Here is a 19,782-nt window from a genome sequence, read left to right as displayed (position 1 = left end):
TGTGAGATGCCCGTGTGAGATGCCCGTGTGAGATGCCCGTGTGAGATGCCCGTGTGAGATGAGGGACGCAGTGGGGGCCCGCATCTCCCATCTCACAATTGGTGTGGCCGCCGGGCCCGCTACCCAGCGACCACATCATGCTGATCAGGCGTCTTGGTCAGCTGCTGGTGCACCACCGCGGTCCGGACGCTCGCCGCGAACCGGGCCAGCTGCGTTCACACGGGCGGTCACCTTCGCTTCGAGGTCGGCCAGTTTTTCGTCGGCCTCAGCTGCAGTGAGTCGACCGGCCTCGACCGCAGCGTTGATGCGTTCGGTCGCCGTAGCGACCGTGGCGTCGATGATGGTCTGGATATCAACGTTGTTCGCCTCGGCGATCTGCGCGAGGGTCTGGCCTTGCTGCAAGGCCGCCTGCAGTTCCTCGACGTCGATGCCAAGCAAGTCGGCAGTCGCCTGGGCCCGGTCGGCCCGGCCCTCGCCACGATCACCACGATCACCACGATCGCCACGATCGCCACGATCGCCACGATCACCACGATCACCGGTCTTGCCGTTGACGTTGGCTGGCTGTTCGACGACTGTGTCCGGCGTGACGGTGTCGTCGACCTGGGCGCTCACGGCGCTGGCGCCGAAGAGGCTTCCTGCCACGACTGCCGTGCTGATGAGTCCGGTACGAATTCGCTTGTTCATGATGTGCTCGTTTCTGAGTGGGGGTTTTCTGTCGGGTTGACATGGACCATCAAAGAGGTCCTAGGTCAGAGGCCAGCTGCGCGAAACCACAAGATTCGTTAAAGACCTCAATGCCCACTTCGCCTCGGGTTGAATATGGACACACCTGGCCATTTCGGCACGAGGTAGATGGGACATGCGCCGCGGATCACATCACGATCGCGGCGCTCAACGGTGCAATTTCACGCGATCTGCGGCACCGTGAAGGGGTGAACACCGAGCAGTACGACATCGCAGTCATCGGTGGCGGGCCAGCAGGTACTGCCGCAGCGATTCGCGCGGCGCGTGCAGGCCTCAGCGTCATCGTCTTCGAGAAGGGAAAACATGGCCGCGATAAAGTGTGCGGCGATGGCCTGACCCCTCGCGCTATCGGTGCACTCAACGAACTTGAGATCCCGCTCGATGACGCTCACTACATCAGGGGCCTGCGAATGATCGCCGGTAAGCGGGTGCGCGAACTCGACTGGCCAACCACCGAACGATTCCCGAATCACGGAGCGGTGTGGCCACGACGACGGCTCGACACGGCGCTCATGGACGCCGCTGCAGCCGCTGGCGCCGAGATGGTCTACGAGACCGAGGCGCTTCCAATCATGGACGGTGACAAAGTGCTCGGCGTCGAAGCAGGCGTTGGGCCCAGCGCTCGCAAGATCCACGCCGGCCTCACGATCGTCGCCGCTGGCGCTGTCGGCAAGGTCGCCAAGATGCTCCGCGCCGACCGGGTCGAGGGCGAGACCTTCGGCCTAGCTATTCGCACCTACGCCGAGACACCACGCCACGACGACGTCCACCTCGAAGCACTGCTGTCACTTAAGGGCGACGACGGGAGGGCGGTTCCCGGCTACGGCTGGATGTTCCCTGCCGGCGATGGCACGGTCAACATCGGGTGCGGCGCGCTGTCGACCATGAAGGGGTTCAAGAAGCTCAACCTCAATACCATGCTCGAGAACTACCGCAAGCAGGTCATGCCCGAATGGGACCTCGGCCCCAACCTCGAACGGGCTCGTGCTTGGCGACTGCCGATGTCCACACAGAAACGCCACGGCGCCGGGTGGGTTGCGATCGGCGACGCCGCCGGCCTCGTCAACCCAATGAACGGCGAAGGCATCGACTACGGGTTGGAGAGTGGCATGCTCGCTGTCGACCTGTACATCGAGAACCCAGCCAACGCTCCGGCCCGCTACGACCAGTTGGTTGGCGAACAGTTCGATGCGTTCCTGCGCACCGGTCGTCGCTTCTCGTTCCTGATCGGCCATCCGTGGATCTTGAAGCCCGGCCTGGCGCTGTCGGTCAGCACCGAGTCGATCGCGAAGATCACGCTCGCTGTGATGGGCAACCTCGTCGACAATCAGACTCCCGGTATGGCCGGCAAAGTGATGTGGCTCGCCGACAAGGGCCTTGGCCTTGTCGACCCCATCCTCCGCAAGACCCGCGCCGCCGCGTAAATTGGCTGTCACACTTTGGTCAGACCGGAGCGTGACAAGAACGTCACACTTTGGTCAGACCGGAGCGTGACAAGGCTGCACCCGACTCGCTCCCGCTCTGGAGCTCAGTCGGATAACGCGCCTCAACGACGTGGCATTATCGCTGCATGACAATCGAGACCGTCACTGGGTACTGCTGGCCGCAATCTGTTGCATCGGGTGGGTCGATCGGGCTACATCTGTCGTCGGCTGGCGGTCGGCCTGTCAACGTCGAGATCGCACGTGTTGGCGCGCAACGGACGGTTGTGTGGGCCGGCACCATCGAGGCTGCAGATCATCCGACGCCCCGCGACGCCGACTCGAACGGGTGCGGCTGGCCGGTCGCCACCACCATCACGCCAGGCGACGATTGGGTGTCCGGCTACTACGAGGTGCTGTTGACAATCGATGTCGACGGCAAGACACGCCAGAGTCACGCGTTCCTCGTCGTCCGACCCAGCGCCGACTCCAAGAACACCATCCTCCTCCAGCTCGCGACCAACACCTGGCACGCCTACAACGATTTTGCCGGCCGCAATCTCTACAACGGCGGCACGCACGCATCGTTGCAACGACCGATGGCGCGCGGCTACCTGTCCAAGCCGCCGGGGGCCGGCCGACGTGTCACCACAACCAACCCTCCTGATCGAGACATGAACGCTCATGTCGGCTACATCCGGATGAACCATCTGTCTGGTTGGGCAGGATCGGCAGGCTGGCCCGACTGGGAGCAGCCGTTCCTCGCGTGGGCCGAACGGAACGGCTACGGCATCGATGTGATCACCAACGCCGACCTCGATGAGCATCCCGGCATCATCGACAACTACCGCCTGCTGTTGTCAGTCGGTCACGACGAGTACTGGTCGAGCCCGATGCGCGACACCGTCGAAGGCTTCATCGCCCGGGGCGGCAACGTTGCCTTCTTCTCTGGCAACACCGCGCTGTGGCAGGTCCGCATGGAAGACCGAATCGACGGCACCGCTTCGGTCATGGTTGGCTACAAAGGCCAGTTTAAAAACGATCCTGTCTACGACACCGACCGCATCGCCGAGCTCACCAGCATCTGGTCCGACCACCTGATCGGCCGCCCGGAAAATCACATGACCGGCGTGTCGTTCACGCGCGGGGGCTACCACCGCATCGGCAAACGGGTCACGAACGGCGCCGGCGGCTACACCGTGTTCCGGCCCGATCACTGGATGTTCGAGGGCACCGAACTCGACTATGGCGACGTGCTCGGCGCTGCAACGACCACTGTGGGCTATGAGTGCGACGGCTGCGAGTACACCACCGTCGACGGGCTTCCCGTACCGACCGGCGCGGATGGAACACCCGAGTCGTTTGAGATCCTCGGAATGGTCCCAGCAGCCCACTTCACGCGCACCACGGCGGGACGGCCGCCGAAGCCGCACGAGCCGTCGGAAATCGAGTTTCTTGCGTCACGCGTCTTTGACGATCGAAGCGAGGCCGCCGTCAAGCGCATCGCTGCAGGCCAAGCGATGCTCGGCAGCTACACGTCACCTGGTGGTGGCACCGTGATCACATCAGGCTCGACCGACTGGGCCCACGGACTGGCAGGACGCGACCGCCAGATCGAGCAGATCACCTCGAACATCCTCGACCGCCTCGGCTGATCGCTCTGGCGCTGGCTGCATCGTTCGGCGGCTCGGCTTGGTTCGGGTTCGGCAGCACCAATTCTGCGTGAGCGATTCCAGTGAAGGTTGCCGCAATCCCTCACACAAAACTCGGCCGCCAGTTCTGTGTGAGCAAAAGCAGCCAACGACCCCGCTATCGCTCACACAAACCAACGAGCACATTGCGGACCAGGCTGCGTCTTCCGCCGCGTTCCGGACCGTGCCCGGGAACCTATGCTCGGCCACGATGCGTGTCTTCGTCACCCACAACCCCGAAGACCTGGCCGCGTACTACGGCCGCGCGCTCCCCGAGCTTCGATCGCTCACCGAGCGTGACGGCGCGCCTGTCGAAGTGGTGCTCAACCCGCTCGAACGTGACCTGACCACACCCGAATTGATCGAGGCCGCCGCAGGCTGTGCCGTCATCGTGGCGCACCGCTCGACAGCCGGCGAGGCAGAGTTGTTCACGGCACTCCCTGACCTTCTCGCGTTCCTGCGGTGTGCCGTCGACATCAGCACAATCGACGTCGATGCAGCATCAGCTGCGGGTGTGCTGGTCGCTCGCGCCGACAAGAGCTTCGTTCCGTCGACAGCCGAGTTGGCGCTCGGCCTGCTCCTCGACTGCGCTCGAACCATCGCTGCGTCAACCATCGACTACCGCAATGGGAAACAGCCGCCCCAACGGCCGGGCTGGCAACTGGCAGGCCAAACCGCGGGCATCTTGGGATACGGCGCGATCGGCTCGTATCTCGCTGGCTTGCTCGCCGGGATCGGCATGCGCGTGCTCGTCCATGATCCGTTCGTCACCGAAGTCGGCGATGCAGCCGAGCTCGTCGAGCGCGACCAACTCCTCGCCGAGGCCGACGTTGTCTTCCCGCTCGCTCAAGCCACGCCGGAAACCGAGAACTTGGTCGACGCCGACTTCCTCGCCCAGATGAAGGCCGGTGCCACGTTGATCAACGTCTCACGCGGCGAACTACTCGACGACGACGCGGTGTTCGCTGCGCTCCAATCAGGCCAGCTCGGCGCCTTGGGCCTCGACGTCGGCCGTGCTGCCGACCAGCGCCCCGCTCCCCTTCTGGCAGCTCATCCGCGGTGCGTTGCCACCCCGCATCTCGGTGGTCTCACTCCCCAGAACGCCGATGCTCAAGCAATGAGCAGCGTCGAGCAGATCGGCTCCATGCTCGCCGGCGAGGTCCCAGCCCGATCGGTGAACGCCGAAAGCGCCATGCGGCTGCGCGACCACTTCGAACCGTGAACACAACCCCCGCGTGCGACACGCACGTGCACTTCTACGACGCCCGATATCCGTCGGCGCCAGACGCAATCGTGCATCCGCCAGACGCGACCGCTGACGACTACGGCGCGCTGCAGACCGAGCTCGGTCTCGAACGCGTCGTCGTGGTCCAGCCGACCACCTACGGACTCGACAATTCGTGCCAGCTCGACGCGATGGCCGCCTTCGGCGACCCAGATGATGGTGTCGCGCGCGGCGTGATGGTCGTTGACGACTCGGTCAGTGCCAACGAGCTCCGCCGCCTGACAGCACTTGGTGTGCGCGGCGCTCGATTTCACATGCTTCCGGGCGGCGCTGTGCCATGGGAGATGTTGGAGACGGTGGCTGCGAAGATCGCTCCGTTCGGATGGCACATCCAACTGCAGTGCAATGGTCGCGAGCTCGCGGCCCGCCAAAACCAGTTGGCTGCTCTGCCGACCGAAATCGTGATCGATCACATCGGCCGGTACATGCCACCCGTTTCGACCGACGACGTCAACTTCACCGCCGTGCTGCAGTTGGTCGAAGCCGGGCACGCTTGGGTCAAATTGTCAGCCCCCTACGAATCGTCGACCGAGACAATTCACAACGGCGACCACGCCAGCACCAATCACGCCGACATCCTCCCACTGATCGACACGCTGATCGAACGGGTCCCCGACCGTCTGCTGTGGGCCAGCAATTGGCCCCACCCCGGACAGTCACCGGCGCCGTCACCGGGCACACTGAGGGCGCAGCTTGAACGATGGCTGCCCACCGACGAGCTCCGCCATCAGGTGCTCGTCACCAATCCCAACTACCTGTATTTCTGCTGAACCCGGTGCGACACAATCGCACCACGACGAAAGACTGCTGACATGACCGACCCAACCGCCGCACCCGACACCACGTACGCCTCGTACCCGTCACTCGCTGGCCGCACCGTGCTCATCACAGGTGGCGCCGACGGCATCGGCGCTGGCATCGTCGAGCAGTTCGTCGCACAGGGCAGCAAGGTCGCCTTCATCGATATTCAGGCTGACAAGGGCCACGCATTGGTCGAGCGGCTCTCCCCAGACGCAACCCATGCGCCACTCTTCTTCGAGGTCGACTTGCTCGACATTCCTGCGACGCAGGCAGCAATCGCGTCGGCCTCCGAACAGCTCGGTGGCATCACCGTGCTCGTGAACAACGCCGCAAGCGACGACCGCCACACGTGGCAAGAGATGACGCCCGACTACTGGGACGAACGCCTCAATGTGAACCTGCGGCACTACTTCTTCGCTATCCAGTCGGTCGCTCCCGGGATGATCGAGGCGCAGAACGGCTCGATCATCAACATTGGTTCCAGCAGCTACATGATGCAAGAAGACTTCTTTCCCGGCTACGCGGTCGCGAAGTCAGCCGTCGAAGGCATCACGCGAACGCTCGCCCGAACGTTCGGGTCCGACAACGTGCGCGTCAACACCGTCCTGCCCGGCTGGGTTGCAACCGACCGTCAGCTCACCAAGTGGTGGAGCCCGGAAGGCGAAGAGGGCACGTTGCACGACCAGGCCCTCAAGCGGCGCATTTACGCTGCCGAGTTTGCGCAGATGGTGCTGTTCCTCGCGGCCGACGACGGCGGCGCCTGCACAGCCCAGCAGTTCTTGGTGGATGGTGGAAGAAGGTGAAATCAAACGTGATTCAACACTTTGCGGCTGGGGCTTCGATCGACGAGATACATGCGGTGCTCGAACGTGATGGTGCGCTGATCATCGACGGGCTCGCATCACACGAGCAGGTTGACGCCGTCATGGCGGAGATGCAGCCACACATCGATGCAACATCGGTTGGTGGCGACAGCTTCACGGGCAAGAACACCCGCCGATCGGGTGCACTGATTGCCCGATCACCATCGAGCCACCCACTGATTCAGCATCCGACCATCCTCGGTATCACCGAGAAATTGCTCCACAAGGCACAGACATTCCAGGTCCACCTGACCCAGACCATTGCGATCGGCCCGGGCTCGCCGAGCCAGTCGATCCATCGCGACGAGTGGGCCTTCGACTTCTTCGAGTTCCCAAGCGACTACCACGTCCAGTGCAACACCATCTGGGCAATGACTGACTTCACCGAAGAGAACGGAGCCACACGGCTCATTCCTGGCAGCCAGGCCGACCCGATCGACCTGGGACGCAAACACGAGGAGTCAGTCCCCGCCGAAATGACCAAGGGCTCATGCCTGCTCTACACCGGCAAGGTGTACCACGGCGGCGGCGCGAACGATTCTGACGACGTCCGGGTTGGACTGAACCTGACCTACAACGTCGGTTGGTTGCGCCAAGAAGAGAACCAGTACCTGTCCGTGCCCGCCGATATCGCGGCCGAACTGCCCGATGATCTGCTGCGTCTCATGGGCTACCGGATTGGGGCGTACGCACTGGGATACATCGACGACGTGCGCGACCCCATCGAAGCCCTCCGCGGCAAATCAAACACCCCCTCCCAAGCCTTCGCCAGCACTTGAGTGCGGTGAGACGCTCTCAATCACGCGTCTGTCGGAGAGCTTGCGAGCAGTGAGCGATATCGAGCACCTCGCCGTTTACGTCAGGCCAGAGAGTCAGTGGGCTGCATCGAAACCAGCTTGCACGATCTCGTCAGCCTGGCGGGCGGGTTACGGCGTCGAAGAAGGTGCAATCCGGTCAGCTGATCTTCCATTCGATACCCAGTAGGCGTTCGCTCAGTTCCCACAACTTGGTGCCGTCGTCGACGTTCTTCGCAGCGTCGGAGACCTTGCTCTCACCGACGGGCCCTCGACTGTCACCGAACTTGGTCGGACCGTAGTAGGCGCCGTTCTGCGCTTCATTTCCTGCTGCTGCAAGCACCTCGGGAATTGCGCCGGCGGAGGCTGGCTGCGCCATGAGCTTGTTGCTGACCTTGTAGATCGCCTTGAAGATTCCGGTCGGGCCCGTGCTCTGCAGGTTGGTCGCTGAGTAGCCGGGATGCACAGACACCGACTTCACGTCCGACCCAGCGGCCTCGAGCCGGCGCGCCAATTCGAAGCCGTAGATCAGATTGGCCAGCTTGGAGTGCGCGTAGACCGCCGTCGACGAGTACTTCTTCGAAAACATTGGATCGTCGACATTGATGCCGGGCGCAGACCTGTGCGCGATCGAGCTGACGGGCACGATGCGTCCCGAGCGAGCCGCCACCAGATCGAACATCAGGTGGTTGACAAGGAAATGTCCAAGGTGGTTCGTGCCGAACTGCAACTCGAACCCATCCGCAGTCTCCAGTTGCGGTGTCTGCATGATTCCGGCGTTGTTGATGATCGCGTCGAGCCCGTCGGTGTGCTCGCGGAGCGCCGCGTTCGCTGCGTGAATCGAATCGACGCTGGCGAGATCCAGCTCGATGAGTTCGACCGTTCCAACTCCGTTGACCTTGCGCAGGTCTGCGGCGGCCTGCTTGCCCTTCTTCGGAGAGCGCGCAGCGATGAAGACGTCGGCGTTTGCTCGCCGGAGATGCGTCCCTGCTTCGAAGCCCACCCCGGAGTTGCCGCCAGTGATGAAGTACCGCTTGCCCGTGAGGTCATCGAGTTGGTCGATCTTCCAATTGCTGACTGTTGCAGTGTTTGAGGTCATGGTGTCTCCTGTGGTGTGGACGGTGTCATCGAGAAAACCGTCGCGAACACACGCCACAGTACGCGGGCCGCGAATCATGCGGAGCTAGCGCTGAAGAGTTGGCCTCACTCAGGCGAGATCAGCGGTGGTGAAAGCGACCGAGAAACGATCGCACCAGATGACCACGGTGTCGAACTCGGCGAGGTCGAGTCCGACTGGGATCTCGTAGTTCTGCGCACCAACGTTGCCCGACAGACGGCCGAGGTTGACGAACTGGCCGTCAACACCGAAGTCGCCGGCGGGCGCATCGGCGTCGGCCGTCGTCAGGTAGACGAACAGGTCAGGACCGTTGTCGGTAGCGAAATCTTCTTCGAACCGAAGAAAGCGCTCTTCGCTGCCGTCGTTCAGAACAACTGCGGTGCCTTCGCCGGGGTGGCTGCGCTCACCGAAGGTGCCCCGCACGAGCGTGACGATCTCGCCGGGAATGGCTGCAGGCTCATCGGCTGGCGTTGCTTCGACCGGCGCGTCGTCCACTGGGGCATCGTCCACCGGGGCGTCCTCCACGGGGGCGTCCTCCACTGGCGCGTCCACTGGCACATCGTCGACTGCAGTGACCTCTTCGGCCGCAGTGACCGGCTCCGATCCAACGGCGCCCGATGCAAAGACGGGGGCGTCTTCGGACACCTTGTCATCAACAAATTTCGTGTGGACACCAAAGACAACAACGGCGAGGAATGCAAGGACCCCGAGTCCGACGATCGCGCCGGGGATGGCGATCTTCAGGTTGTTCCGAATCCAAGTCCTCATCCAGCTCATGGCGTTGACCGTAGTAAGTGGCGGCGCACCCGCCGCATGCACACAGTGTTCATTTCGATTCGTTCGCGAAGCGTTTTCACAATGTCTTCAACTGCTCAGGCGACAGTGGAGCTCGAGAACTTCCGGATCGACACGAACGCAAAGACGAGGGTGATTCCGATGCTCCACGCGATCGTCAAGATTGCGTCGTTGCCAACCGGTAAGCCGTTGTACAGCGCCCGACAAGCGTTGGTTGCAATCGTAAACGGATTGTTGCGTGCGATCGGCTGGAGCCAGCCCGGCATCTGCACCGGATCGACGAATGCCGACGAGACGAAGGTGAGCGGGAACATCCACACGAAGCCGGCGGAGTTGGCTGCCTCGACCGACGACACGCCGAGGCCGATCACGGCCTGGATCCATGACAACGAGTAGCTGAACCCGAGTAGCAGCGCCGTGGCGTACAGCGCTTCGAGGAGCGAGCCTTCGAACCGGAAGCACGTGAGGAACGCAACAAAGAGCATGACGACGAATGTGAGAATGTTGCGCAGCAGGTCAGAAAACGTGCGACCGATCAACACGGCCGAGCGGGCCATCGGCAGGGACCGCAGCCGGTCAATGTAGCCCTTCTGCATATCTTCGGCGATGCCGATCGAGGTGAACGCCGAGCCGAACACCACCGACTGCGCGAAAATTCCGGGGATGAGGAACTGGTCGTAGTTGTCGAAGCCCGGTACCTCGATGGCGCCGCCGAACACGTAGACGAAGAGCAGCACGAACATGACCGGCTGCAGGGTGGCGAAGATGAGGAGTTCGACGTTGCGCGGCACGATGCGGAGGTGACGAGTCGCTTCGGTCCAGGAGTCGCGCATTGCCCAGACCAGCCCCGACGTCGGCTCACGCCGCGAGATCGATGCCGCGACGGCCCGCACGTGGGCAGCCGAAATCTCATTCGAACTGTCGATCGGCGAAATGTCAAGGCGTTCGCTGTGCGGATCGGTGTCGTCGGTCATGCGGCATCTTCCGAATCGGGGCCGTCAGCCGCGGCTGCATGCTTGCCGGTGAGTGTCAGGAACACGTCGTCCAGTGTTGGCCGCCGGACCTCGACATTGAGGACATCGACGCCGGCATCGTCGAGGGCACGGAGAGCACGAGGCACCGTCCGGTCGCCGGATCGGGATCGCAGCGTGCAAATGTGTCCCGTCATCGTCGACCTCGACCTCGATGTCGCCCGTTGTGAGTTGCCGGAGGGCATCGACGGCGCTCTGCAGATTTTCTGATCGGGCGATCGTGACCGACAGACGGTCACCACCGATCTGGTCCTTCAATTCATCGGAGGTCCCGTTGGCGATGACCTTGCCCGTGTCGATCACGATGATCTTCTGGGCAAGCCGATCAGCTTCGTCAAGGTATTGGGTGGTGAGCAGCACGGTCGTACCGTCATGCTCCAGCTCTTCGATGAGCTCCCACATCGCTAGGCGGCTTCTCGGATCGAGGCCCGTAGTCGGCTCGTCGAGAAACAGCACCGACGGGCGAGCAATCAGGCTCATTGCGATGTCGAGTCGGCGACGCATCCCGCCCGAGTAACCCTTGACCACCCGGTCAGCCGCGTCGACCAGGTCGAACCGTTCCAGGAGGTCAGTCCCGCGGGCCGAGATCTCGCTCCGACCGAGGTGATACAGCCGGCCGATCAAGTTGAGGTTCTCCCGCGCCGTCAATCGTTCTTCAACCGCCGCGTACTGACCGGTCAGTCCGATTCGCGCACGCACCTCGGCGGGCCGGGTTGCCACGTCGATGCCGTCGACGGTGGCCCGTCCACCGTCGGGGCGGAGCAGCGTGGTGAGCAATCGGACGGTGGTGGTCTTGCCTGCACCGTTGGGGCCAAGCAGGCCATAGATCACACCGCGTGGGACCACAAGGTCAATGCCGTCGACAGCGCGAGTCGCCCCAAACGTCTTGACCAGGCCTTCGGCGACCACGGCGGCATTAGCGTCGGGCATCAAATCAGTTTGGCCCTGCCGGCGCGCCGTGACTGGGATGGTGCTGAGGCAGTCGCGCCAGAGGTCCCTCCAGGCGGGAGTCGCAGAGGCGCACCTCAGGATTTACGAACAATGACGCTGCCGACCGAATAACCAGCGCCGAACGAGCAGATCACGCCAAGTTGGCCCGCAACGAGATCAGCACGATGCTTATGGAAGGCGATCACCGAGCCAGCCGAACTCGTGTTGGCGTACTCGTTGAGAATCACCGGCGCTTCGTCGTCGTCAGGAACTCTGCCGAGCACCCCCTTCGCGATCAACTGGTTCATCTTGAGATTCGCCTGGTGCAACCAGAATCGACGGACCACCGACGCGTCGAGATCAAGCTCGCCGAGGTGCGTGGTGATGTGTTGAGCAACCATTGGGCACACTTCACGGAACACCATCTGCCCGTTCTGGCGGAAGACCACTTCGTGCGGATCTCGTTCATCAACCTCAGAGGAGTTGAGAAAGCCGAAGTCGTTGCGGATGTTGTTGGAGAACTGCGTTGCCAGCTTCGTGCCGAGAACTTCCCAACGGTGCGCCACGTCGCCGAGCCCATCGGCAACCGCTTCGTCAGTCCGTTCGAGCACCAGTGCGGTGCAGGCATCACCGAAGATGAAGTGGAAGTCGCGCAGCTCGAAGTTGTTGTGCCCCGACGTGATCTCGGGGTTGACGACCACCACGCACTTCGCCGATCCGTTCCGCAACGCATCAACCGCTGCCTGGATCGAAAACGTTGCCGACGAGCACGCCACGTTCATGTCGTAGCCCCAACCGCCAGCACCGAGGGCGTCTTGGATCTCGACGGCCACCGCCGGGTAGGCACGCTGCAGGTTCGAGCAGCCAACGATCACGGCGTCGACATCGCTCTCTTGGCGACCAGCCTGAGCAAGGGCTTCACGAATGGCGGGCAGTGCCATCTCGGCCTGAATGCCCAGCTCGTCTTCGGAACGCGTCTCGAGCCGAGGCCGCATCCGGTCGGGGTCGAGCACGCCGGACTTCTCCATGACATACCGCGACTCGATACCGGAGGCTTTCACAATGAATGCCTCGTCAGGCGCCGAGCGCGCCTCGACAGTGCCCGCCTCGATCTCGCCAGCGTGCGCACCGTTCCACTTTTCAACCGACGCAGTCAGCGAAGCGGCGAGCTCTGCATTACTGATCGACTCGGGTGGCGTGAACAGACCGGTCCCGGTGATCGACACTGACGGAAACACGAACGCAGTCATACGGCAGAAGCTACGCACCTACCCATCGGTAACCCCGCCCGTGGAGGAATATGGCCCGTCCACTGTCCCATTCTTTCCGGGACAACCACGTGACCAAACAACGGACAAGCACGGGACCTGTCGGGCAAAAATTAGTGCAGGAGGTGGGAGCGGACCAGGCCGCGAAGCATGTCGATACCGATGCCCTTGGACGCGCTGACCCAGACGATGTCGCCCTTCTCCAGCTGGCAGCCAGCAGCAAGGTTGTTCTTGCGCGTCGCCCGCTGAGAGGACTTGACCTTGTCGTGCTTCGTCGCGACGACCGTGTGCGGCACCTCGCTCTGACGCAACCAGTCGAGCATCTGCTGGTCGAGCTTCGTCGGGCCAATCTCGCCGTCGATCAGGATGAAGACCATCACCAGGTAGTCGCGCTCGAGGAGGTAGCCCTCGATCATCGCGGGCCAGTCGCGGCGGACCGATTTGGCCGCCTTGGCGTACCCGTACCCGGGGAGGTCAACGAGTGTGCCGAGGCCGTCGCCTTCGTCGAGGCTGAACAGGTTGATCAGCTGCGTGCGCCCCGGCGTGTTGGACACGCGAGCCAGTTGCTTGTGGTTGGCAAGGGCGTTGATCAGTGAGGACTTGCCGACATTCGATCGACCCACGAACGCAACTTCGACGGTTGCGTCGGGCAACGTGTGGAGTCGCGACGCCGACTCGACGAACGAAATTTGTAAAGGGCTCCCGGAACTCACCCCCCAAATCTCGCACGTAATCGCAAGAAAAGTGCAAGATGCTGACGCGACAATGCTCTCAAACGCCGCCCACCACATCTCCCGGCGCTCAGACGGCACCAGAAAGGACCCGCACGAAATGCACCCAATACTCCGCCCCATCAGCCCGATCAGTGTGCCAACCACTCGCCGACGCGCCCTCGGCGCCGTGGCCGCCGCTGGCTTGATGCTCTCGATGAGTGCCTGCGGTGCGATTGCCGAAAAGATCACTGAAGAGGGTGCCGAGCGCATCATTGAAGCCGAGACCGGCGAGAACGTCGAACTCGACATCAACGGCGACGGCGGCATCTCGGTGCAGTCCGGTGAAGGCGGCTTCTCGCTGAACGAAGACGGCGAGTTTGTTCTCACCGATGCTGATGGTTCGGTCTTCAGCGGCAGCGCCGGAGAGGACGGCCAGGTCACGGTGGAAAGCGAGGACGGCGAGTCCTTCTACCGAGTCGTCACCGAGATCCCCGCCGAGTGGCCGAACGGTGTCCCGCGCACTGACGGCCTCATCATCGACACGGGCTCGTTCGTCAAGGCCGAGGGCGAGACGCTGATGACCTTGCTCGGCTCACCGAACGGCAGCGCCATCGACTTCACCAATGCCTACGGAGCAACCCTCGGTGCTGCAGGCTTCACCGAGACCGGTCGCTTCGATTCCGAGACCGACGGCGGCAGTGCCGCACAGCGCACGTACGAGAGCGCGTCCTGGGCCCTCAACATCAGCGGCTACGTCGACGATTCGGGCAACGTTGTGAACCTCAGCCTCGTCTCCAAGACCTGAGACCGGAACCTGAGAGCTGAGCGCTGGAATCTGAAAGCCGGGCGCGTCAGCCGCTGACGAGCGAGGCCAACGCCCAGACCGCTGCCAAGAGGCCGATTCCCGAGTAGAGCAGGGATCGGCCGACCGGCGCTCGGTCGAGGTGTCCCTCATCAAGCTGTCGTTCCGGCGGCCTGACGACCGCCATGAAGTTACCGACACAGAGTGCGGCACCAAAGGCGAGCACGAGGTACGCCAGCAGATCTTCGCCGAGGAACATGCCCGACAGCATGCCGAACATCGCGGGCAACGCCACGGCAGCCCGCCAGGACGCGGGCGTCTTTGGTGCGCGATACTGACGAAATGGGGTTTCATCACGTTGCACTCGCCACACACGACGCTGCGGCCACTCACGAGTTCTACACAGAAGTGATGGGCTTCGAATTGGTGAAGGTCCACGTCGGCCCGACGCCGAACAGCACGGGCGCAACGGACCACGCCGGGTTCAGTAAGCACTTTTTCTACGCGACGAACACTGATGTCGAGGACCGTGACGATGCCGACCGGGATCTGATCGCGTTCTGGGAGATTCAGGATGAGTCGATCAGCGATTACCAGGTCAACATCAATGCGGCCTCCGGCCTGCCAGGCTGGGTCAACCACATTGCGTTCGACGCCCCGTCCCGTGAGGCCCTCGACCGGCATCGCACACGCTGGCAACAGCACGGCCACCGGGTGATCGAAATCGATCACGGCTTCTGTTCCTCGATCTACCTGGGTGATCCGTCCGGCAACATGGTCGAGTTCTGCCTCACGACTCGGTCGTTCACCGACGCCGAACGCGCTGATGCGCTTGCCAAGCTGCAGGCCCCGAAGCCCGAGTTCGACGCTGACCCGACGATCATCGTGCACGACGCCCTGACCCCAGCGTGACGCGCGCCTGAGCTCTCCGCCCCCTCCACTGCCCCCACTGCCGTTTTCATGAGCTTGTTGCAGTCAGTGACTGCAACAAGCTCATGAAAGCCAGAGTCGGCGGGCGGATGACCGCCGTACACTCGCTTGGTGGCCCGGTCCGGCGGAGTGAATCGCAATCCTGCGCAGCTCGTCGTTCTTGCGTTCACCGGGTTGATCGCCGTCGGGACACTGCTCCTCCTGTTGCCCCTTGCCGTTGATGGCTCGCGCGGACTCGGAGTCGAGGATGCACTCTTCATGTCGACCTCGGCAACCACCGTCACCGGGCTCGCCACCGTCGACATCGCGACCTTCTCCCTCTTCGGTGAACTCGTCTTGCTCGCCCTCGTCCAAATCGGCGGCTTCGGCATCATGACCATCGGGTCGGTGCTGGCACTGGTTGCTTCGCGACGAGTCGGGTTGAGGCAACGGATGCTTGCGCAAGCCGAAATCGGGGCCGTCGACATCGGCGATCTCAAGACCCTCATCGGCTACATCGCACGCATCACGATCGCCGTCGAAGGCTCACTCGCCGCAGTCCTCACCGTCCGGCTCTGGCAGGGCGGATACGAGGACAACTTCGGCGATGCGCTGTACTCCGGCATCTTCCACGGCGTCACCGCATTCAATAACGCCGGAATCTCGCTGTACTCAGACAACCTCGCCAGCTTCGTCGGCGACCCGGTTGTCGTCATCGCGATCACGCTCGGCTTCATCGTCGGCGGCCTCGGATTTCCGATTCTCGTCGAGATCAGCCGACGCCGGACGACGACGAAACGCGTGGACGCAAGCCTGCCGATGACGCTGCACCACGGGACGGGGCACCCGCGATCAAGTGTGATGCCATGGAGCCTCCACCTCAAGATCACGCTGCTCGCCACTGCCGCACTGCTGATCATCGGCCCGGTCGTCGTGCTCGCATTCGAGTGGAGCAACTCAGCAACGCTTGGCCAACTCGGTATCAGTGACAAGTTGCTCGCCGGCTGGTTCCAGGGCGTGTCACCCCGAACCGCGGGATTCAACACCGTCGACGTCGGTGCAATGAACGAGCCGACACTCCTTGTCATCAGCACCTTGATGTTCATCGGCGCCGGCCCCGCCTCGACCAGCGGCGGCATCAAAGTCACGACGTTCGCCGTGCTGGGCCTGATGATCTGGTCCGAGGCACGCGGCGATCAAGACGTCAACGTGTTCGGCCGCCGGCTGCCGACACCGATGATCCGTCAGGCGGTCACGATCGCGCTGCTCTCGGTGGCCATGGTCACCGGCGTGTCGCTTGTCCTGATGGCCAGTGACGGCATCGGTCTGACCGCAGCACTCTTCGAATCATCGTCCGCGTTCGGCACCGTCGGATTATCAACCGGCGTCACCGGAGCCATCAGCACCCTCGGGCACATCTCCCTCGTCGTCGTGATGCTCGCGGGCCGCGTCGGGCCCGTCACCTTCGTTACCGCATTGGCGCTGCGCGACAGCGACCGCGTCCACGCCTACCGATACCCAGAAGAAAGGCCGATCATTGGCTGACAAAATGCTCCACACGATGTTTCGCGGTCTCCACCGCGACGTCCAACACACCGGCGAATTCATTGTCATCGGCCTCGGCCGTTTCGGCAGCGCACTCGCGACGACACTCATCGACATGGGCCACGAAGTGCTCGGAATCGACGCTGACGGCGAACGAGTCCAAGAACTCAGCGGCGTGCTCACTCATGTCGCCCAGGCCGACACCACGAGCCCGAAGGCACTCAAGCAGCTGGGGGTCGCCGATGCGGTCACCGTCGCTGTCTGTATCGGCGCCGACGTCGAAGCAAGCGTGCTGACGACCGCAGCGCTGTCTGACCTGGAGATTCCAAACATCTGGGCCAAGGCATTCACCGAGCCACACGGACGAATCCTCAGCCGTGTTGGAGCGCACCACGTCGTCTTCCCCGAAGCCGAGATGGGCACCCGCGTCGCGCACCTCCTCACGGGCGAGGTCATCGAATACCTCTCACTCGACGGCGACTTCGTCCTCATCGAAACCGTGACGCCGCCGTGGCTCGTCGGTAAACCACTCGGCGAAACAAATCTACGCCGGGACTTCAAGGTGACCGTCGTGTGCGTCAAGCCGGAGTCCGGTGCGTTCACCTACGCCGAGCGAGAGACCGTGCTCGGCGCGAACGACCTCGTTGTGGTGGCCGGTCACCGCGCCGACATCGACCGGTTCGCATCTGCCAGCTGATCATCCGTCACCTGTTCTCCCGTTTTCATGAGCTTGTTGCAGTCAGTGACTGCAACAAGCTCATGAAAACGGGGACGGGGCGCGTGGAAACGCGGGCGCGGGACGGGGCAGTCTGGAAAGATTTCATGATGGATCTCGATCAAGCCGTTCAAGTAGCCCGAACCGCATACGCGGCGGCCCGGCCCCAGAGTGCTGGCTGGGCCGATCGCGCCCGCCGCGTCATGCCGGGCGGCAACACGCGGTCGGTGCTCCAGTTCGATCCGTTTCCATTCCGAGTTGAACGGGCCCAAGGCCGCTTGCTCTTCGACATCGACGGGTACGAGTACCTCGATCTGCTCGGCAATTACACCGCTGGCTTACTCGGTCACTCCCCTGAACCTGTGCTTGCCGCCGTACGCGCCGCGCTCGAACGCGGCTGGTCGCTCGGCTCCGTACACAGCGATGAGGTCCGGCTCGCGGAGCTGATTGTCGATCGTTTCCCGTCGATCGACCAAGTGCGGTTCACCAACTCCGGCACCGAGGCGAACCTGATGGCGCTCGCCGTCGCCACCCATCACACCGGTCGTTCAAAGATCGTGGTGTTCGAGAACGGGTACCACGGCGGCGTCATCACGTTCGGCTCTGGCCCGAACCCCGTCAACGTCCCGCACGACTGGCTGATCCTTCCCTACAACGACAGAGCAGCGTTCGAGGCTGCAATGGCCGAGCACAGCGATCAGGTCGCTGCCGTGCTCGTCGAGCCGATGCAAGGTTCGGGTGGCTGCATTCCGGGCGACCCAGACTTCCTCGCCGCGCTCCGCTCCGCGTCCACGCGGCACGGCAGCGTGCTCATCTTCGACGAGGTCATGACCTCCCGACTCTCGGTCGGTGGTGCCCAGGAACAGCTCGGCATCACACCCGACATGACCACGCTCGGCAAGTACCTCGCCGGCGGGCTCAGCTTCGGCGCCTTCGGGGGTCGAGACGACCTGATGGCTGCGTTCGACCCCCGCCGCGGCGGGACGCTTGGCCATGCCGGCACCTTCAACAACAATGTGGCGTCGATGGCAGGCGGTGTTGCAGCGCTGACCGAGGTACTCGATGCCGACGTCCTGCACGCAACGAATCACCGTGGTGATGACCTCCGGGACCGCCTCAACGCAGTCTTCGCCGACCACCAAATGCAGATGTGCGTCACCGGTGTCGGTTCCCTGATGAACATCCACGGCATCGCTGGCCCGGTGTGCTGTGCGAGCGACCTCGCGGACGCCGACGACCGTCTCAAGGAGCTCCTCTTCTTCCACCTTCTCGCCGTCGGCATCTACACCGCGCGCCGAGGCTTCATAGCGCTCTCGATCGAGATCACTGACGAAGATGTCGACAGAGTCGTTGCAGCAGTTGAGTCGTTCTGCGTCGCATGACCGACCGGTCGGCTGCTCAGGACTCGGTCTCGACGGCAAACCGACCGAGCAGCTCTCATCCATCGTTACGCCGCTCGGCGTCTTCAGCGAGGCAGTTCGCCAGATCGAAGCAAAGGCGCCAGCCAAGTTGCAGCAGCCCTCGCGTTGCCCAAGCTCAGCGATACCCGCACCGACTGGCCGCTCCCTGCGCCGGCCGCGTCGTGAGGTCGCAGTGCGTCATCGCTGCAGAGACGTCGACACCAGCCAACATCACGGGGCGTTGAGGAAGCTTGGCGTGGACCGGCCCGTCGTCCAGCACCAACGAATCGGCAATCTGCTCAGAGAGTGCAGCGATCAGGGCGATGCCACCTTCCACGACCGCAGAGTCACCAAGATCTCGACATGCTTCTGTCAGCGTTGTGGCCAGCTGATGTTCGTCGCCGACGCGCACACGGTCGACAATGAGCGCCGCTGCTCCGACTGACGCTGCAGAGGCGGAGCCGTAGGACACCGCCCGGTCGACGACCTGAGGAATCGTACGAACTCTGTCGGCATGCGTCAGGCTGTTGGCCAGAACGACGTTGAATTGGCGCAGCGCGAATACCCCGAGCTGCACGGCCAGATCTCTGGGCTCCCACCCACGCACCGGATCTGGCGATTGCACACCGACGAAGGCGCAGTTTCGAATTGGCCTGTCGTGACTGATGAAGCTCGCCGCTTCAGCCAACGCGCCGTCAAGTGTGTTGGGAAAGGGGTACGGCCGTTGCATCAGACTGACCATCGTCCTGAGCCCTCCTGCTCATGCACGAAATCCTGACAGTTTCAAGATGCAAGTTCTTGGATGCAGCGGTGGGTGCCACCAAGAGACGGCCTGATCAGGCAGCGAAGCCGTGCGTTGATCACACGTCGCGGCGGTTGTTGACCACGATGCCGATGATCACGAGGGCGAGCGACACGATGCCGAAGAACACACCGCCGTAGATCCGTCCACCCG

The 19,782-nt window shown here is 63.0% G+C and carries 19 protein-coding genes and 1 pseudogene; 11 read left to right on the top strand and 9 right to left on the bottom strand.

Translation table 11 applies throughout. From position 1 onward, the window contains the following. Positions 1–144: 144 nt before the first annotated feature. Positions 145–687 carry a hypothetical protein gene (locus ACH2EI_RS10930; protein ID WP_395160008.1) on the bottom strand — a complete coding sequence of 181 codons (543 nt, stop codon included), beginning with the start codon at positions 685–687 and terminating at the stop codon, positions 145–147. A 248-nt stretch (positions 688–935) separates the two neighbouring features. On the opposite strand from ACH2EI_RS10930, the gene ACH2EI_RS10925 reads away from it, so the two are divergent. The 6 genes from ACH2EI_RS10925 to ACH2EI_RS10900 all read left to right on the top strand — a co-directional run bounded on the left by ACH2EI_RS10925 (position 936) and on the right by ACH2EI_RS10900 (position 7,587). Continuing rightward, positions 936–2,171: a geranylgeranyl reductase family protein gene (locus ACH2EI_RS10925; RefSeq protein ID WP_395160006.1), complete on the top strand. Its 1,236-nt coding sequence runs from the start codon at positions 936–938 to the stop codon at positions 2,169–2,171. A 146-nt stretch (positions 2,172–2,317) separates the two neighbouring features. After that, entirely contained in the window at positions 2,318–3,823 is a 1,506-nt protein-coding gene (locus ACH2EI_RS10920) for a N,N-dimethylformamidase beta subunit family domain-containing protein (protein WP_395160004.1), read from the top strand. Between the two features lie 247 nt (positions 3,824–4,070). Next, positions 4,071–5,081, top strand: a complete 1,011-nt coding sequence (locus tag ACH2EI_RS10915; protein ID WP_395153831.1) for an NAD(P)-dependent oxidoreductase — start codon at positions 4,071–4,073, stop codon at positions 5,079–5,081. Continuing rightward, positions 5,078–5,914 (top strand): amidohydrolase family protein, encoded by an 837-nt coding sequence (locus ACH2EI_RS10910; RefSeq protein ID WP_395153832.1) that lies wholly within the window; start codon positions 5,078–5,080, stop codon positions 5,912–5,914. Before ACH2EI_RS10915 ends, ACH2EI_RS10910 begins: the two co-directional genes overlap by 4 nt. 42 nt (positions 5,915–5,956) lie before the next feature. Beyond that, positions 5,957–6,748, top strand: a complete 792-nt coding sequence (locus tag ACH2EI_RS10905) for an SDR family NAD(P)-dependent oxidoreductase (RefSeq protein WP_395153833.1) — start codon at positions 5,957–5,959, stop codon at positions 6,746–6,748. After that, positions 6,745–7,587 carry a phytanoyl-CoA dioxygenase family protein gene (locus ACH2EI_RS10900; RefSeq protein ID WP_395153834.1) on the top strand — a complete coding sequence of 281 codons (843 nt, stop codon included), beginning with the start codon at positions 6,745–6,747 and terminating at the stop codon, positions 7,585–7,587. Before ACH2EI_RS10905 ends, ACH2EI_RS10900 begins: the two co-directional genes overlap by 4 nt. Positions 7,588–7,762: 175 nt before the next feature. Here the strand turns inward: ACH2EI_RS10900 and ACH2EI_RS10895 are convergent, their stop codons facing one another. The 6 genes and pseudogenes from ACH2EI_RS10895 to yihA all read right to left on the bottom strand — a co-directional run bounded on the left by ACH2EI_RS10895 (position 7,763) and on the right by yihA (position 13,456). Continuing rightward, a complete protein-coding gene (locus ACH2EI_RS10895; protein WP_395153835.1) occupies positions 7,763–8,701 on the bottom strand; it encodes an oxidoreductase in 939 nt (312 codons plus the stop codon). A 108-nt stretch (positions 8,702–8,809) separates the two neighbouring features. Next, entirely contained in the window at positions 8,810–9,496 is a 687-nt protein-coding gene (locus ACH2EI_RS10890; protein ID WP_395153836.1) for a DM13 domain-containing protein, read from the bottom strand. Between the two features lie 95 nt (positions 9,497–9,591). Further along, positions 9,592–10,488 carry an ABC transporter permease gene (locus ACH2EI_RS10885; RefSeq protein ID WP_395153837.1) on the bottom strand — a complete coding sequence of 299 codons (897 nt, stop codon included), beginning with the start codon at positions 10,486–10,488 and terminating at the stop codon, positions 9,592–9,594. Then, positions 10,485–11,475, bottom strand: a pseudogene (locus ACH2EI_RS10880) (ATP-binding cassette domain-containing protein). Before ACH2EI_RS10880 ends, ACH2EI_RS10885 begins: the two are co-directional and overlap by 4 nt. A 95-nt stretch (positions 11,476–11,570) precedes the next feature. Then, positions 11,571–12,725 carry a beta-ketoacyl-ACP synthase III gene (locus ACH2EI_RS10875; RefSeq protein WP_395153839.1) on the bottom strand — a complete coding sequence of 385 codons (1,155 nt, stop codon included), beginning with the start codon at positions 12,723–12,725 and terminating at the stop codon, positions 11,571–11,573. A 131-nt stretch (positions 12,726–12,856) separates the two neighbouring features. Beyond that, complete coding sequence (gene yihA / locus ACH2EI_RS10870; protein WP_395153840.1) at positions 12,857–13,456, bottom strand: ribosome biogenesis GTP-binding protein YihA/YsxC; 600 nt, start codon at positions 13,454–13,456, stop codon at positions 12,857–12,859. Between the two features lie 52 nt (positions 13,457–13,508). Here yihA and ACH2EI_RS10865 point away from each other — a divergent pair, with 52 nt between their 5' ends. Then, a complete protein-coding gene (locus ACH2EI_RS10865; protein ID WP_395160002.1) occupies positions 13,509–14,261 on the top strand; it encodes a hypothetical protein in 753 nt (250 codons plus the stop codon). 46 nt (positions 14,262–14,307) lie between these two features. Here ACH2EI_RS10865 and ACH2EI_RS10860 read toward each other — a convergent pair whose 3' ends face one another. Then, the gene (locus ACH2EI_RS10860) at positions 14,308–14,553 is read right to left on the bottom strand and encodes a hypothetical protein (RefSeq protein ID WP_395153842.1); all 246 of its coding nucleotides are present in this window, start codon (positions 14,551–14,553) and stop codon (positions 14,308–14,310) included. A gap of 47 nt (positions 14,554–14,600) precedes the next feature. Between ACH2EI_RS10860 and ACH2EI_RS10855 the strand changes: the two genes are divergently transcribed. The 4 genes from ACH2EI_RS10855 to ACH2EI_RS10840 all read left to right on the top strand — a co-directional run bounded on the left by ACH2EI_RS10855 (position 14,601) and on the right by ACH2EI_RS10840 (position 18,809). Continuing rightward, a complete protein-coding gene (locus ACH2EI_RS10855) occupies positions 14,601–15,170 on the top strand; it encodes a VOC family protein (protein ID WP_395153843.1) in 570 nt (189 codons plus the stop codon). A 129-nt stretch (positions 15,171–15,299) separates the two neighbouring features. Further along, positions 15,300–16,712, top strand: a complete 1,413-nt coding sequence (locus tag ACH2EI_RS10850) for a TrkH family potassium uptake protein (RefSeq protein WP_395153844.1) — start codon at positions 15,300–15,302, stop codon at positions 16,710–16,712. Between the two features lie 16 nt (positions 16,713–16,728). Further along, the gene (locus ACH2EI_RS10845; RefSeq protein WP_395153845.1) at positions 16,729–17,409 is read left to right on the top strand and encodes a potassium channel family protein; all 681 of its coding nucleotides are present in this window, start codon (positions 16,729–16,731) and stop codon (positions 17,407–17,409) included. Between the two features lie 125 nt (positions 17,410–17,534). Then, complete coding sequence (locus ACH2EI_RS10840) at positions 17,535–18,809, top strand: aspartate aminotransferase family protein (RefSeq protein WP_395153846.1); 1,275 nt, start codon at positions 17,535–17,537, stop codon at positions 18,807–18,809. 154 nt (positions 18,810–18,963) lie between these two features. Here ACH2EI_RS10840 and ACH2EI_RS10835 read toward each other — a convergent pair whose 3' ends face one another. After that, positions 18,964–19,557: a hypothetical protein gene (locus tag ACH2EI_RS10835; RefSeq protein WP_395160000.1), complete on the bottom strand. Its 594-nt coding sequence runs from the start codon at positions 19,555–19,557 to the stop codon at positions 18,964–18,966. Between the last annotated feature and the right edge of the window lie 225 nt (positions 19,558–19,782).

Origin of the sequence: Ilumatobacter sp. (assembly GCF_041688325.1) — a bacterium.
In the GTDB taxonomy this organism is placed as follows: domain Bacteria; phylum Actinomycetota; class Acidimicrobiia; order Acidimicrobiales; family Ilumatobacteraceae; genus Ilumatobacter_A.
This window is presented reverse-complemented; position numbering and strand designations above follow the sequence as displayed.

Excerpts from the sequence above, each read along its gene's own strand:
- ACH2EI_RS10930 (WP_395160008.1), bottom strand. The coding sequence starts at position 687 with ATGAACAAGCGAATTCGTACCGGACTCATCAGCACGGCAGTCGTGGCA.
- ACH2EI_RS10920 (WP_395160004.1), top strand. The coding sequence starts at position 2,318 with ATGACAATCGAGACCGTCACTGGGTACTGCTGGCCGCAATCTGTTGCA.
- ACH2EI_RS10915 (WP_395153831.1), top strand. The coding sequence starts at position 4,071 with ATGCGTGTCTTCGTCACCCACAACCCCGAAGACCTGGCCGCGTACTAC.
- ACH2EI_RS10905 (WP_395153833.1), top strand. The coding sequence starts at position 5,957 with ATGACCGACCCAACCGCCGCACCCGACACCACGTACGCCTCGTACCCG.
- ACH2EI_RS10895 (WP_395153835.1), bottom strand. The coding sequence starts at position 8,701 with ATGACCTCAAACACTGCAACAGTCAGCAATTGGAAGATCGACCAACTC.
- ACH2EI_RS10890 (WP_395153836.1), bottom strand. The coding sequence starts at position 9,496 with ATGAGCTGGATGAGGACTTGGATTCGGAACAACCTGAAGATCGCCATC.
- ACH2EI_RS10885 (WP_395153837.1), bottom strand. The coding sequence starts at position 10,488 with ATGACCGACGACACCGATCCGCACAGCGAACGCCTTGACATTTCGCCG.
- ACH2EI_RS10875 (WP_395153839.1), bottom strand. The coding sequence starts at position 12,725 with ATGACTGCGTTCGTGTTTCCGTCAGTGTCGATCACCGGGACCGGTCTG.
- ACH2EI_RS10865 (WP_395160002.1), top strand. The coding sequence starts at position 13,509 with ATGCTCTCAAACGCCGCCCACCACATCTCCCGGCGCTCAGACGGCACC.
- ACH2EI_RS10855 (WP_395153843.1), top strand. The coding sequence starts at position 14,601 with ATGGGGTTTCATCACGTTGCACTCGCCACACACGACGCTGCGGCCACT.
- ACH2EI_RS10845 (WP_395153845.1), top strand. The coding sequence starts at position 16,729 with ATGTTTCGCGGTCTCCACCGCGACGTCCAACACACCGGCGAATTCATT.
- ACH2EI_RS10840 (WP_395153846.1), top strand. The coding sequence starts at position 17,535 with ATGATGGATCTCGATCAAGCCGTTCAAGTAGCCCGAACCGCATACGCG.
- ACH2EI_RS10835 (WP_395160000.1), bottom strand. The coding sequence starts at position 19,557 with ATGCAACGGCCGTACCCCTTTCCCAACACACTTGACGGCGCGTTGGCT.